A 14,657-nucleotide genomic window follows, 5' to 3' on the forward strand; every position below is an offset into this window, starting at 1 on the left:
CTCGGTATTACTAAGCCAATGTTTTAAAAGATTAACAAATAATTACCTCTGCAAATTTAGAAAATATCTACACTTTTTACAAACATTATTACAATTAGATAAACTAAAGCAATATCTCATTAACAAAGGGACTCCATAATTGGAGTCCCTTTGTTAATGAGATATTAAAAATGATCAGCATGTGAATATTGTATAATTTCTTCCTTTTTTAGAGCATGTTGTGTATCACCTGTATTGTTACTAAATGATAATACTATCACTAATCCTAACGCCGCTAATATAAGCTTCTTCATTATTTTAACGCCCCTTTGCTTAGTAGTTTTTGTTTCGCTTCGTAACATACATCGAAATAATCACTAACTTTTTCATGCTTATTCAAATTGCTGCGACAACATCATTTGATAAAAATCATTAAGTTGTTGCATAACTGCTTCATGCATTAAAATATTTGTGCTCATATCACTACGTCCTCCTCAACTACTTCTATTTACCTAAGCATTACCATAATTCTGTAAATTATATAATAGTTCAACCTCTAATTGTAAATTGACAAAAAAACAGCAGAATATTCCGAATCAAGAGAAGGGATTGGCTAACAAATGGTTACTGTATAAAAATAAAAAACTTGTGATATTGCTTTTATCATATTTGCTCTTATATATGGTTCTGTTACAAAGTTTGCTAAGTTAATATAAACTCTAGAAAAAATGAATAAAGATCACCACAGCTGAGCTATCTTTAATCCGTATAATAATATAAACATTCTATTAATTCATATTATTAATAAAGAAATACTTAAATATTCGATTTTTTTCTAAAAGTGTATTATACTGTAAATTGCTGAGGGGTACATTTTAGTATTTTCTGGTAAATATTCAGTTTGTTAGGTTGTTATTAGTATTATGGTAACGAAAACCTTATATTTTCCCTTGAAGATAAAGCATTAGCAGCAATTACATCGAGATATCATAATAATAATTATTTTCTTAACAATATCACGGAATTTTAATTCAGAAAATTCAAACCCTTAAGTAATATAAAGTGCTAAATAAAATATTTAGACAATTGAAGTCCAACAACGATTAGAAGATATATATATTAGAAAAGGAATTTTGGGAGATCTTATCCTATATAACTAATACATATAGCGTTGTCTCTTTAAATCAATAAATTTTTCGATAAGCTAGTTAATAGATTATTGAATTTAATCTTTTAATAGAGTTAAAAAAATCAACTTTACATTCTAATTTAGAAATTATTAGGTGGTGTCGGTAGTGTTTGAGTATCTTTTAGTTAAAGCTTTATTTACTATTTTCTTAATTAGCCTAATCGTGTTAATCAGTGTAATATGGACTAAAATAGAAAAAATTCTGGACGAGACTGTATTTAAAAACGTTTCTGAAAAATCCAGATATGTAGTAACTATGGTAATTGTTATGGTGGGAGAATTTGTTCTCATAGTCATTACTTCATTAAATTGGAGAGCTTCAATTATTGACACACTCTTTTTTGGTAGTATTATTTTGTTCTGCTGTATATGGCTAATACCTTATTTTGTTAATCAACAACAAAACGTCGCTAAAGTTATGGATAAGCATTTTAGTGGAGGGGTAGATTTAGGTGAAATTCAAGTTCATCGTGCGAAACTTTCTGCATTTAATTTAGGAAGTATTGTATTTTCTATAGTGGGAATTATTATACCTATTTGTTATTATTTTAAATATTTTTTATAACGGTTTATTGGTACTGTTGCATATTTTTTAAGATATAGTAATAGGTGAGATTACAGATATTTATGTAGAAGCAACTTAGATGTATAAGACAATCCATTCATTTGAGCGAAAACAGTAAAATACCCTATAAGGTCTCTTGTACTTGTATTAATTAAAAAATGGTTCTCATTTCCAAAACTTCCACCAGGACTTCTTTTTAGCTGCCCTCCCACCACCATGAGAGGTAAGTGAAGGAAACCGATACAGCTTGTACCTATGCAGTGCATTTTGGTCTGGGTCACAGTCTTTTAACATGGTCGAACTACAGGGGGAGTAAGCATATTCCCGATGGATCCATTTCCATACTTCCGTTATCTAGGGAAATCCTCCAGTATCCAATACTAAATTTTACCCATACATCATTTTTTTGATGTAGCTCTTGAAGATAAAAACTATTTAATTTTCAAGGAACAGTTATTAACTTAAAACTTATTATACGAGGAGGGTGTATCATGAAAAAAATATGCTTTGTATTAATTGTCGACGCTGGTATAAATTATGGTTCAATATTTTCTCTACCATTTTTAAGGAATCAGGATGATTTGAAGGAATATTTTTCTAAGTATTATGATGTTTCAATTAATTATATTAGGGATAAAAACTCAGTTGACTATTTGGTAGTTCCCAAACCGTGTCCAGCTTTTGATAATGAAAATAATCTTCCAATAATTGAAGTACCAGCAATCTTATTTATGGAAAAGAATTTTGAAAAAATAAAGACTTATATAGACAATTATTTTTCTAATAACTCATAAAGAAAATAAAAGTACAGTAAAAAGAAGTCCGATAAAAAACGAGTGGTGTAGAATATTTCTATTAATCATTCGTTTTTTATTATATTTACATATATTTTTTAAAAGAGGATTATAGACGTTCTGAAAAAAATTAATTATAACAAGAACAGTGTTCGTGCTACTATCTACGGCTATTTTTTGTACTAAGTACCCCTTTAACTAACAAGACAACAAAAAATAATTAACATATTAAAGTGAATAATGTTACTATTTTTCAAACCTAATCTAGAAGACACCGGAATTCTTTCGGCTTCATATTCCTTCATCAGCTCAAAATCAGCCTGATTATTAACATCTAACTTTCGTAAATCGTACTTTTTGTCTATTTGACGTATCATATTTGAAACCTTCAAGCTGAAGCTATTTTCTTGCACCTTTTCAAAACCAAATTTAGGATAAAATTCTAACACCGTATCATTCGCGAATAAGTATATAAAATCATAATCCTTCTCGTATTTTTTAATGATATGATTCATTAATTTAGTCGCTAAACCTTGATGTCTATAATCCGGATGTGTCATCACTGTACCCAATTGAATTGCTTTATATCCCTTACCGTTAGAGATTACATTCATTTTATTAATAGATGTATTTGCGATGACTTTATCTCCATCCACATAAGAATAGCAAATATAGTTATCATTCCAACAGCCCCTGTCATACCATCCTTTAAAATCCAATTCAAATACATGTTTTGCAAGGTCATTAAAACTTTCCTTATATTTTTCATTTTGCTTGTAGTCACTAATTAATTGATATTCATTCATGATAAATCCTCCATTTTTTATTATATTTTCCTAAAAAGAGTGTATATTTCTTACAACAATCTACTCCGCCTTATAATAGGTGTAACGGCATAGAAACATGCTTCCGGAATCAAAAAACGACAAAAAAAGACCACAAGAAGAAACATCTTCTCATGGTCAAATTTTTGTCTATTATAAATACACCTATCCCGAAAAAATAGATATCGTGAAATAACATGAAATTTTTTGATAAGATATAATGTCTTCTAACCGCTACTAGTAAAAGGGTATAACAAATAAAATCAAGGAATTATCCTTAATTTGACCTTTTACAGTATAAAATTCGTTTGAATTTTAATTAGCGATTAATAAGCTTCATCATATACAATCAAAACCCCTTTTCAATATAATTTCTTACTAAGAATATCTCCTTTGAAAACCGTTGTAAATGAAGACATAACAAAAAACGAGATTTATGTCCTTCTGTATCACCAAAATCGGTCGTTTTTGGTGATACAAAAAGACACATACTATTATTCTCGAAAACTACAGAAAAATCCCTCCACCTTAAGGCAGAGGGACTTTCCAATTCCTATTTCAAACTACCCGCAATCTCCGTAAAGATAACTCCAAGCGCATGTGCACCTGCATCAGGGTATCCTAAACTTCTTTCGCCAACTGTACCAGCGCGGCCCATGCGAGCTACGATTTCTTTCGTGTACTCTGCTCCTTTAACCGCTGCTTCTGCACCTTTTTCAAAGGCAGTTTTTACGTCTACTTCGTTTGAGGCGCTATCTAACCAAGAGTCTACACATGGAGCAAGTGCGTCAACAAGCGTTTTGTCACCAACTACTGCTCCTCTGCCGAATGATCTTTCACCGATCGATTGGATGCCTTGCAGTGCTGCTTGCAGTATTTCAGCGAATTCTTTCACTGTTAACTCACGCTTCTCGCCTGCTGCTTTACTAGCTGCGCGGAATGCACCGCCCCAAATTGGACCAGAAGCGCCGCCGCAATGTTCCATAATAATCATGGAGCAACCATCAAGGAATGATCCGATTGTTACGTTCTCTTGATCTACAATAGAATGCCACTCACGTTTTAATTGCTTAAATCCTTTTGCTACACTCATTCCGAAATCGCCGTCACCAGCGTGCGTGTCTAACTCACAGAATGGTACTTCATTTTTAATGATAATATCGCTCATTTTATCAACGAGATAAATCATGTTGTTTAATGTAATGACATTATCTTTAATAACAGCGTGTTCTTCCGCCGTTTCTAGTTCAAATGAAACTTCCTTCTCTTCTGTTTCTTCAAGTACATTTACATACTCCACACTTTCAACTGGTCCATCTACTTTAAACGCTGGTGTGTTACATTCTTTCGATAGTAATGTTTTTAACTCATCATCTAACTTCATTACAGTTAAAGACATACCAGCCATATCGATACTCGTCATATAGTTGCCGACGAATACTCTATTAATTTTAATGTTTCTAGCAGCTAATTCTCGCGTCACTGCATTGTTAAATAAGTAAAGTTCCTGCAGTGGTGTTCCGCCAAAACCGTTAACTAGAAGTGCGATTTCCTCGCCATCTTTTACTCCTAAATCTTTTACAAGATCGTTTGTCATACGGTTAGCTAGTTCATCTGCTGACAACATTTTTTCACGCTTAATTCCTGGCTCGCCGTGAATACCTACGCCGTATTCCATTTCATCTTCCGCAAGTGTGAAAGTAGGTGATCCGCTCGCTGGAACTGTACAAGACGTTAACGCTAAACCAATTGTGCGCACGTTAGCCGCTGCTTTTTCTGCGACAGCTTTCACCGCTCCTAAATCCATACCTGCTTCCGCTGCTGCGCCGGCAATTTTATGAACTAAAATAACTCCTGCAACGCCGCGGCGTCCTACTGTATACAGACTATCTTCTACCGCAATATCATCGTCCACTTTGACGTAGTCGACTTCAATTCCATCTTCCGTCGCTAAATGCGCACCGTTTTTGAAATTCATAATATCGCCGCTATAATTTTTAATAATTAATAACGTACCTTTTTTACTAGCTGTTTCTTTAATTGCTTGATATACCTGAATTTGTGAAGGAGAAGCAAAAACATCTCCGCACACCGCCGCATCTAACATTCCTTTTCCGACTAATCCTGCATGTGCCGGCTCATGGCCACTACCGCCGCCACTAATTAACGTTACTTTGTTTTCGTTCATTTCTTTCTTCTTAATCACTTTATATTTTTTCAAAAGTTCAAGCTCTGGGTGAGCCATAACCATTCCGTTACACATTTCCATTACTAATGTTTCTGGTTTGTTTATAATCTTTTTCATTGTGATTATCCCTCAATTCCTTTAATATATTGTGATATATTTGAAATCTTCTTCTTACTACTCATGTTAAAATGAAAGCGTTTTATAGTAAACGGACAAAATGGACAATCTGTCTAAAGACACCGCTCTCATTTATAGATAGGATTTTTATATTACTAACATTCTAGGGATGATTCAGATGACCTCTTCTATAATTTCTAAAAAGATAATCGCGAACTCATTGAAATATTTAATGGAAACAGAGTCGTTTCATAAAATATCAGTGAGCGATATTATGTTACACTGTCAAATGCGTAGGCAAACTTTTTATTATCATTTTAAAGATAAATTTGAACTATTAAGCTGGATTTATAGAGAAGAAACGAAAGAAAATATTATAGACTTTCTCGATTATGAAAAATGGGAAAACATTTTTGATTTATTATTTGATTACTTTTATGAAAATCAAAAATTTTACCGAAATGCTTTTAAAGTTATTGAGCAAAACTCGTTTAATCACTATTTATTTGAGCATACGAAAAACTTATATATGAAGATTATTGATGAACTATCTGTAAGCTGTGGATTCAGCCTTTCTGATGAGACAAAAAATACGATTGCCTCCTTTTATAGTCACGGCTTCGTTGGAACAATAAAAGATTGGATTGAAAGCAAGTGCGAAGTAGATCCTTCCATTATGTCTTCTCTTATGAAAAATATGATAAACAATCAATTACTACTATTACTTGAGCAATCAGCAAAGTAATTAAAGGGTGGCAAAAGCAATGAAAAAGATTATGAATGATGTACAACATATCGTTCAAGATATGCTGCATGGCTTTTATTTTGAACATAACGACAAAGTAAATTACGACGAAACAAATAACATCATTTATGTAAAGGATATCGAAAAACTAAAGCAAAACGTCGCGATTATAAGCGGCGGTGGTAGCGGACATGAACCCGCTGATATTGGCTATGTAGGAAAAGGTATGCTTACAGCGGCAGTAAACGGCAGCATTTTCACTCCGCCTACAGTGGAACAAATTGTAGCGGCTACTCGCCTCATGCCAAAAGATAAAAGTATTTTATTCATCATTAAAAACTTTAAAGATGACGTTGAGAACTTTCTAGCGGCTGAGCAGATCGCTAAAGAAGAAGGAAGAAAAATTGACCATATCATCGTAAATGACGACGTTTCAATTGAAGATGATGCTTCTTTTAATAAAAGAAGACGCGGCGTTGCTGGTACTGTTTTCATTCAAAAAATACTTGGTGCGGCTGCTCTTGAAGGTCATTCTTTAGAAGAACTAACGACAATTGGCCGTTCTGTTACAGAAAACTTACACACATTAGGAGTTGCTCTTTCACCTGCAAACAATCCAGTGAAAGGAAAAGCTTCATTCACATTAAACGAAGATGAAGTCTTTTATGGCGTTGGTATCCACGGCGAAAAAGGTTACCGTAAAGAAGCACTATCCTCTTCTGAAATATTAGCGATCGAACTAATGAACAAACTTAAAAGCATTTATCGCTGGAGAAAAGGAGACAACTTTGCCATCCTTATTAACGGACTCGGCGCAACTCCATTAATGGAGCAATACATTTTCGCAAATGACATTCGCCGTTTATGTGAGCTGGAAGGATTACAGATTACATTCGTAAAAGTTGGTACATTGCTAACTTCTTTAGATATGAAAGGTGTTTCGCTCAGTTTGCTTAAGGTAAAAGATTTGGATTGGGTGAAGTGGTTGAAGGAAAGTACGGAAACTGCTAGTTGGTAATACAAATAGGATGGCTTCAATTGGCCATCCTATTTGTATACGTATATTTATTGAAAGGCAACTTCTCCTACTTTCCATATGCCATCACGTTTAAATATTTAAAACTCTGCATCATTCCTCACCTTGAAATATCCGCTGTGCTTACCCCATTGCTATCAAGCTAAACTCGCACAACGTCAATTAAAGTATAGGTTGTTTCTTGCAATAAATTTTTAAATAACTCAAAATAACAAGCAAAAAGTCCCTTCAAAGTTAAAGGGACTTTTTAGTATGTAGAAATTAGCCTAAACCTAAGATTACATCTCTTGAAAGGGGGCATTTTTATGTTATTCAGGTTTATTGAGGAGCTTTTGTTTGAAGCAACTTTAACCCCATACCAATAAAAATCAGTCCTGTTATCTTATTTAGAATCATTCCTACCTTTTGGTTTCCTCTTAATTTTTTTGTAACATATGAAGAGAAATAAGCAACAAATAAACACCATAATAGTCCAGTTACTGTAAAAGTAAGTCCTAAAATGATAAAAGGCATAGGACCTGAAGCCTTTGTATCTATAAATTGCGGAAGAAACGCAATAAAGAATAAAGAGACTTTTGGATTCGTAAGACTTGTTAAAAGCCCTTGTATATATATTTTTCTAATGTTCAATTTATTGGACGAGGCCTGGAAAGCTACATTCGTCTTATCAAGTATCATTTTAATCCCTAAATATACAAGATAGATAACACCTATAACCTTAATAGTGTTAAATAGCACAATGGATTTTGTAAGTATAATAGATAAACCAAAAGCAACCAACAACGTATGAACTAAAGAACCAGTAATAATACCAAACACAGAATACACACCTGCTTTTCTACCTTGTGAAATACTTCTCCCCACAATGTACATGGTGTCTGCACCAGGAATTAAATTCAATAAAATTCCTGTTAGTAAAAACACTTCATAATTAATAATACCGTACATTTTAGCACCTCTATCTATTTTTTTGGTGCCCTTATTGATATTAAATTAAATAAACGAAAAAAGAAAGTATTTTCTATTTATTCAATAAAATTAGCGGATTTTTGAATCTACAAACGAAATCCAGCTATTTAAAAATTCAATTACTGAAGAATTCTGCCCTCAATATTACAGCAAATTTACATTAAAAATGTAAATCCTCATTTCCTTTGTATTTTCCTTTATTAAGTCTTTTTCTTATGAATAATTCTGCAACAATTAAATTGGGTACCCACGCTAACCAAGCAATAATAGCGTAACTAAGTTCAAAACGCTCTATTCCAAATAGAACGATAAACAACGGTAGCCAAATTCTTAATGTAACTGCTCCAAAGGTTAAAGAATAATTTCTAATCATCCAATTCCGATGCTCTTTAATTTTTTTATTCTTAACTCCATGTAACGCTTGATATGCTGATGTTAGCCAAAATACAGATAACAAACCGAAACCTAGCTTCGCTACCAATCCTCCCGTAGCATAAAAAGATAGGTATAGTCCAGAAACGCCTCCTAATAATATACCAACCATATAGATTCTCCCAATTATTCGATGACGGTTGATATTCCTTTCTCTAAATCTAGTGGATAATGTAAAAGGACCAATTACTAATGCTACTATACTAGTTGTAATATGTATAAATAGCATCATATACCAGAACGCACTTAATTTAGATCCAAACATAAGCTTCACTTTTACAAGCCCTGTTTGAAATCCATCCATAATAAAATATTGGACAACAATATAACTAGCTACTAAAAATGCAAAACAAGTAACTACAAACCAAATTTTCCTGTTCAAATTTTACTGCCTCCTTATTACATTCACGAAAATTAGATTATATATTTCTTTTCATTCTCGGGAAAAATAGAAAAGCCTTCTTTACTCTCTTTAGCACATTGTTTTTATAAACCGAATGACTTACATGCAACGACGAATAAAATATATGATACAAGGCCCTTCTTCATACATAAAAACCCTCAAGTATGTCGTTCTATACTTGAGGGTTTTTTCATTTATTCTCTCTCGTCTCTCATTTTCTTAAATCAATAATTAGCTCATCTGTAATCTGCTCAAGATGGAAAAATCTTTTTATATAATGGATATCAGACCATTTTTCTTCTCCACCAATAATAAATAATTCTTGCGCATCATACATAAATGAAAAGCTTGGATAGAAACTGTCCGCTTTTATTTCAATCCCACCAGTACGATTACTGATAATCTTACAGTCTGCTGAATAGCTTAATAGCGTATAGAGAGAATCTTGTGCTGATTGGAAGAAATACTTCATAAGTGTGGTTATATCATCACTATTGGTAATGCACACTTTAAAAAAGTTCGTATCCTTTTTCTTATTAGTAAAAACTAGCTCAAAATGAAGTTTATTCTCTTCTAAAAACCCTTCAATAAAGTCTCTACATAAATAAGTTTCAAATAACATATACATAGGAAATTTGTTATGTGCGCCTATAAATCCTTTAATGATTTCTTCAAATCCTGTATGCTGATTCAAATTCGTTCCCACTCCTATCATAATAGGGTGATTTAAATAAATAGGATACGGTGATTGCCCTTCATCTTTTAACATATACACTCGTTTTTCATCTGTATGAAGAGCTGGTTTAGACTCTTTTAGTAAGTATTGAGATAATTGAACATTTAACACATTTACACCTGCCTATCATGTCATACATAAACTGTATCTATTAAGTTAGAAAAAAGGATGAACAATTCATATTTTACCGTGTATAAGCGAGAAGAACTAGAATAGATCGCCGGCTTACATGTCTCCAGGATAATAAATGAACATCGCACCTACAAATGAAAAAACTAAACAAAAAACAGCCTCGTATTTTATAACTAAAGAAGAGTTCGTATCAAGCCTTTTTTCCTCTCTTTTACATATCATTTTAAATAAAACTCTATATATTACATACCCCACAATTGCCCCAAGGGTATTCGTAAATACATCATCAATATCTGTAATTCTATTATTTAATAATTGGTTTAACTCAATTGCCAATGAAAAAAAGAATCCCGCACATACGGTGTTTTTCATTTTTCTAAACTGCGACCAAATAGTCGGTAATAAAAAACCTAATGGCATAAACAGTACAATGTTCAAAAGATACGTCGTACTACCTGCCGTATCAAATAGAGTCAAGTTGATTTGACTTACACGAATCCACGTTTCATATCTACTTATATCCCATACAGTCGCGATCTGCGTCACCCTATACACTAGCGAAAGGTAGAATAGAAAAACATATACCCACAAAAAATGCAGAATAGATATAGTTCTTTTCGCTTTAAAATAAAATCCAATTTGAAACACAATACAAAACATAATAGTAAAAAAATAAGTATACAAATAACTCATCAAAACTCCTGTATCCATGTAGAATCCCCTAACTTTACAATTTCATCTATGACTTTGTTGTTTATAGGATAGGAGAAACTTTTAAAATAAAAAGTGGGGTAAACATAAAATTTTTCTTAAATCTTCAGTTGGGTTTTATTATTACTCTTCTTAGGAATCCACCATTGATAGCTAGGCAACAGTATGCTTACACTTAACAATATTATCATTTTTGCACGTAATCCTCGTAATACTTTAACCGATGAAGCATATATAAAATCATGTGAATCGTTTGTTCAGTTAAAACATGAAATTAAGAAATATATGACGTACTATAATCACTCTTGCTATCAATAGAATGTACAGAAGATGACTCCTGTTTGCATACAGAAATCATCTTTTTTAGGTTACCGATTTTTTTTATAATGTCCTTTACAAAGGGTACAAATCAAGAGCATCTTATTCCTATTCAAGGGGATCAACTATACCTTCTTCCCTTAAAATCACTAAAACCCATTTACAAATCTATAAAAGTAGATATAATATCATTATGGAACCTTTATTAATTTATAAAGCATTGTCAAATGAAACAAGATGTCAAATTTTATCATGGTTAAAAAATCCAGAAAACCATTTCGACGAAAAACCTTACCTAGAACAAGACCTTAACTTTCAAGTTGGAGTATGTGTAGGAGATATCCAGCTTAAAACTGGCTTAGCTCAATCGGTTATTTCTAGTTATTTATTAACTATGAAAAAAGCAGGCTTACTAGAGTCTGACCGAATTGGAAAATGGACCTACTATCGTCGAAATGAAAAAACAATACGAGAGTTTTCTGAATACGTCCAAAACGAATTATAAAATGAAAGCTAATAATCAATCAGCATACTAATTGATTATTAGCTTTCACACATTCTGCTTTTTTACAGGTATCCAATGACTTCTTATAAATTGCACTGCCTGTAAAAGCAAGAAACATCGAAAGGAGAATTTTTTTTAATATATCATATCTAGTTATTTAGATATCTGTTATTGTATTTCAGATTACATACTCCTGATAATATTGGCATCCAATCATGCTTATAATAATGCTTCTTTGTTAATGAATTTACTTTCAAAATACTGATACGAATGGAGAGTTTTATAAATGAAAAAAGTAAATCCTTTACTTATTCTGACACTCGCAATAGGTGTGTTCGGAATTATTACTACCGAGATGGGTATTGTCGGCGTATTACCACAAATCACTGAAAAGTTCGGAATTTCAACTACACAAGCTGGATTTTTAGTAAGTATATTTGCACTAGTTGTTGCTATTTCTGGTCCGTTTTTAATTCTGCTCGTCTCTAGTATTAATCGCAAAATAATTTTATTAACAGCAATTTTCACATTTGTTATTTCAAATTTAATCTACGCTTATACAACACAATTTGAAGTCATGCTTGTTTTTCGTATTTTACCGGCAGCGCTTCATCCACTCTTCTTTTCAATCGCTCTTGTAACAGCTGCTAAACTTGTCCCTCCAGAAAAGAGCGGTCAAGCAGTTACAAAAGTTTTCATGGGAATTACTGTTGGTTTCGCTTTAGGTATACCACTAACCTCTTACCTTGCAGACCAATTTTCACTCGAAATGGCTTTCTTATTCGGAGCATTCGTTAACACTCTTGCATTCATTGGAATACTACTCCTACTTCCTTCTATGCCTGTTAAAGAAAAAATGTCTTTCGGCAAACAAATTCGTATACTCGGCAAACCAGGATTATGGTTAAATATTTTAACCGTCACATTCCTTTTTGCAGCCATGTTTTCCGTATACAGCTACTTCGCCGAGTACCTTGCAAAAGTAACTTCCATGAATGGATCTCTCATCAGTATCATGCTATTCATATTTGGTATAGTTATGATTTTAGGTAATCATTTATTTGGTGGTCTCCTGCAAAAAAGCATAATAAACACTGTAATATCATTCCCTATTCTATATTCTATTGTTTACATATTGGTTTATTATTTAGGTTCCTACCTTGTTCCAATGATTTTTATAGTATTCATTTGGGGAATCGTACATGCTGGTGGATTAATTGTTGGTCAAACATGGTTAATAAGTGAAGCTAAAGAAGCACCTGAATTTGGTAACAGTCTATTCGTTTCGTTCTCAAATCTCGGAATTACTTTAGGAACCACTATTGGAGGCTGGTTCATTTCAAACTTAGGTATTCACCAGCTTATTTGGAGCGGCTTTATATTCACACTACTCTCATTTCTATTAATTATAATAAAACTAAAATTTTTCAATTCTAATAGCCAGGCTTCATTATCAAGCTAGTACATTTTCAGTTCCAAATTCGATAAAGTGAAACTTTAATCAGCCCTCACCAATCGGACTTTTATTAATTTCAACGTTTAGACAGATACATAACTCCAAAACTAAAACGTTTATTGCAATTATCGATATGGAACATTTTACAAAACAACTTAACATGGTAAAATAATATTCGGACAGGAGTCCAATATTATTAAAATTAAGATGGTTCAAGTCGGAGGAAGGCACCTTAGGGTGTCTTTTCTTTATTTGCAAATGGACCTGCTCAATTATTGTGTAAAAAACATAAAGTAAGTTGAATCCATTAAAATACATGAGTGACCCCTTGTTTTCCCCTCTTATTAAAGGAGGAACTATTATGGGATTTGGTGGTAGTTGTAGTAGTGGTTGTGGCGGCGGCTTTGCTTTACTAGTTGTATTGTTTATTTTATTAATCATTGTTGGAGCTTCTTGCTTCTGCTAAAAAACTATTGGAAAAGACACTCTTATATGGGTGTCTTTTCTTTGTAATAAAAAGCTCTCTAGAAAAGAAAGTTTTGAGGCTTTTACATTCAAATCATCCAAATTAGTTATTTACACAGCACTTTATTTCTTCTCATCCCTCATACTGTAATAGCCCAAATTAATAATAATCAGGAAATACCCACCCATAATTCCAGCTGCAAATGTCCACATGTACTCACTGTGTTCAATTTCATACATAATAATCGCACCGAGTATGGCGGCTGCAAACCGATTCATCATGCCGAGCATTGGTGCTTTTTCTTTTTTTACGATGCTATTTCCGAACTTTTCGATACGCCTTCCTAAAATCCAGGCGCAGTACATACTCACTAAAAGGCCGATGCTTATCCCTACAAACTGGGCTGGAAAAGGTGTCAGCAACCATCCCAATAACATCACGCCTAATAAACAATATATTTGTATGTTGAATGATCTTAATGCCATACGAATCATATTATGCTCCTTATCTTTCCTATTAATCCCATCTTTCGGACTTCAAGCTTTCCGATATATCTTTTTTAAAATGAGGGAATTTGATTTTGCTCACCATTAAATAAGCGAGTACGCATGTGCCAAATGCCACGGAAACTGGGTTATTTAGGAGGCATAAAATGAGGAGACACATTGCCGCAAATGGAATGGGCATTCCGATGAATGTTGGGAGTTTGCTTTGTTGCGTGTTAAATCTAGCAAGCCGCAGCATTCCGCAAATACTATAAGCGAGCGCACATATCATCCCGATAAACTGCAAATCTTTTAAAGCGACACTATAGGCAAGAATAGATGGTGCCACACCGAAGGTCACTAAATCCGCAAATGAGTCTAACTCTCCGCCTATTTCCGAAGCAGCATCTAGTTTCCGAGCGACCATACCATCAAACAGATCAAATACCATACCTGTAATAATGAACATAACTGCACCATGCATATCGTGAACGAAAACAGCGTGAATAGCCAAAAGCCCACACACAAAATTTGCTATCGTAATCATATTTGGTATGTAACTCATCACACGCTTCTCCTCCTTTCTACTAATGCTTCATCTAAGTTC

Annotated in this window: 16 protein-coding genes and 1 pseudogene; 8 read left to right on the plus strand and 9 right to left on the minus strand. The window is 33.2% G+C overall.

Annotation, left to right across the window (positions count from 1 at the left end):
• Window positions 1-164: 164 nt before the first annotated feature.
• The gene (locus tag ES895_RS29970) at window positions 165-293 is read right to left on the minus strand and encodes a hypothetical protein (RefSeq protein ID WP_255256275.1); all 129 of its coding nucleotides are present in this window, start codon (window positions 291-293) and stop codon (window positions 165-167) included.
• A 981-nt stretch (window positions 294-1,274) separates the two neighbouring features.
• Here ES895_RS29970 and ES895_RS11400 point away from each other — a divergent pair.
• Both ES895_RS11400 and ES895_RS11405 read left to right on the plus strand, forming a co-directional pair.
• Entirely contained in the window at window positions 1,275-1,733 is a 459-nt protein-coding gene (locus ES895_RS11400; RefSeq protein WP_000464473.1) for a hypothetical protein, read from the plus strand.
• A gap of 491 nt (window positions 1,734-2,224) precedes the next feature.
• Window positions 2,225-2,527, plus strand: coding sequence for a hypothetical protein (locus tag ES895_RS11405; protein ID WP_000717611.1), 303 nt, complete (start codon window positions 2,225-2,227; stop codon window positions 2,525-2,527).
• 194 nt (window positions 2,528-2,721) lie between these two features.
• On the opposite strand, the gene ES895_RS11410 is transcribed toward ES895_RS11405, so the two are convergent.
• Entirely contained in the window at window positions 2,722-3,333 is a 612-nt protein-coding gene (locus ES895_RS11410) for a GNAT family N-acetyltransferase (protein WP_001008207.1), read from the minus strand.
• Between the two features lie 571 nt (window positions 3,334-3,904).
• A complete protein-coding gene (gene dhaK, locus ES895_RS11415; RefSeq protein ID WP_000720739.1) occupies window positions 3,905-5,656 on the minus strand; it encodes a dihydroxyacetone kinase subunit DhaK in 1,752 nt (583 codons plus the stop codon).
• A gap of 178 nt (window positions 5,657-5,834) precedes the next feature.
• On the opposite strand from dhaK, the gene dhaS reads away from it, so the two are divergent.
• Window positions 5,835-6,401: a dihydroxyacetone kinase transcriptional activator DhaS gene (dhaS, locus tag ES895_RS11425; RefSeq protein WP_000204212.1), complete on the plus strand. Its 567-nt coding sequence runs from the start codon at window positions 5,835-5,837 to the stop codon at window positions 6,399-6,401.
• A 19-nt stretch (window positions 6,402-6,420) separates the two neighbouring features.
• Window positions 6,421-7,419 carry a DhaKLM operon coactivator DhaQ gene (dhaQ, locus tag ES895_RS11430; RefSeq protein WP_135238350.1) on the plus strand — a complete coding sequence of 333 codons (999 nt, stop codon included), beginning with the start codon at window positions 6,421-6,423 and terminating at the stop codon, window positions 7,417-7,419.
• Window positions 7,420-7,755: 336 nt separating this feature from the next.
• Here the strand turns inward: dhaQ and ES895_RS11435 are convergent, their stop codons facing one another.
• The 4 genes from ES895_RS11435 to ES895_RS11450 form a co-directional block, all read right to left on the minus strand.
• A complete protein-coding gene (locus ES895_RS11435) occupies window positions 7,756-8,385 on the minus strand; it encodes a LysE family translocator (protein WP_000274247.1) in 630 nt (209 codons plus the stop codon).
• A gap of 181 nt (window positions 8,386-8,566) precedes the next feature.
• The gene (locus ES895_RS11440; RefSeq protein WP_001080302.1) at window positions 8,567-9,220 is read right to left on the minus strand and encodes a DUF2306 domain-containing protein; all 654 of its coding nucleotides are present in this window, start codon (window positions 9,218-9,220) and stop codon (window positions 8,567-8,569) included.
• 232 nt (window positions 9,221-9,452) lie between these two features.
• Window positions 9,453-10,088 carry a hypothetical protein gene (locus ES895_RS11445; RefSeq protein ID WP_000935784.1) on the minus strand — a complete coding sequence of 212 codons (636 nt, stop codon included), beginning with the start codon at window positions 10,086-10,088 and terminating at the stop codon, window positions 9,453-9,455.
• A gap of 114 nt (window positions 10,089-10,202) precedes the next feature.
• Complete coding sequence (locus tag ES895_RS11450) at window positions 10,203-10,820, minus strand: VanZ family protein (protein ID WP_065704703.1); 618 nt, start codon at window positions 10,818-10,820, stop codon at window positions 10,203-10,205.
• A 216-nt stretch (window positions 10,821-11,036) separates the two neighbouring features.
• On the opposite strand from ES895_RS11450, the pseudogene ES895_RS11455 reads away from it, so the two are divergent.
• From ES895_RS11455 to ES895_RS11470, 4 genes and pseudogenes are all read left to right on the plus strand, one after another.
• A pseudogene (locus tag ES895_RS11455) lies at window positions 11,037-11,138 on the plus strand (TetR family transcriptional regulator); the annotation flags it as partial.
• A gap of 193 nt (window positions 11,139-11,331) precedes the next feature.
• On the plus strand, window positions 11,332-11,643 hold the full coding sequence (locus ES895_RS11460) for an ArsR/SmtB family transcription factor (protein WP_000433539.1): 312 nt from the start codon (window positions 11,332-11,334) through the stop codon (window positions 11,641-11,643).
• A gap of 286 nt (window positions 11,644-11,929) precedes the next feature.
• Window positions 11,930-13,105, plus strand: a complete 1,176-nt coding sequence (locus ES895_RS11465; RefSeq protein WP_000757550.1) for an MFS transporter — start codon at window positions 11,930-11,932, stop codon at window positions 13,103-13,105.
• A 355-nt stretch (window positions 13,106-13,460) separates the two neighbouring features.
• Window positions 13,461-13,565, plus strand: coding sequence for a YjcZ family sporulation protein (locus ES895_RS11470; protein WP_000505689.1), 105 nt, complete (start codon window positions 13,461-13,463; stop codon window positions 13,563-13,565).
• 122 nt (window positions 13,566-13,687) lie between these two features.
• Here the strand turns inward: ES895_RS11470 and ES895_RS11475 are convergent, their stop codons facing one another.
• Together ES895_RS11475 and pssA are read right to left on the minus strand one after the other, a co-directional pair.
• Window positions 13,688-14,059 carry an ATP synthase subunit I gene (locus tag ES895_RS11475; RefSeq protein ID WP_000620583.1) on the minus strand — a complete coding sequence of 124 codons (372 nt, stop codon included), beginning with the start codon at window positions 14,057-14,059 and terminating at the stop codon, window positions 13,688-13,690.
• 22 nt (window positions 14,060-14,081) lie between these two features.
• A complete protein-coding gene (pssA, locus tag ES895_RS11480) occupies window positions 14,082-14,615 on the minus strand; it encodes a CDP-diacylglycerol--serine O-phosphatidyltransferase (protein ID WP_002060853.1) in 534 nt (177 codons plus the stop codon).
• Window positions 14,616-14,657: the final 42 nt, after the last annotated feature.

The organism is Bacillus sp. 007/AIA-02/001, assembly GCF_004634455.1.
In the GTDB taxonomy this organism is placed as follows: domain Bacteria; phylum Bacillota; class Bacilli; order Bacillales; family Bacillaceae_G; genus Bacillus_A; species Bacillus_A cereus.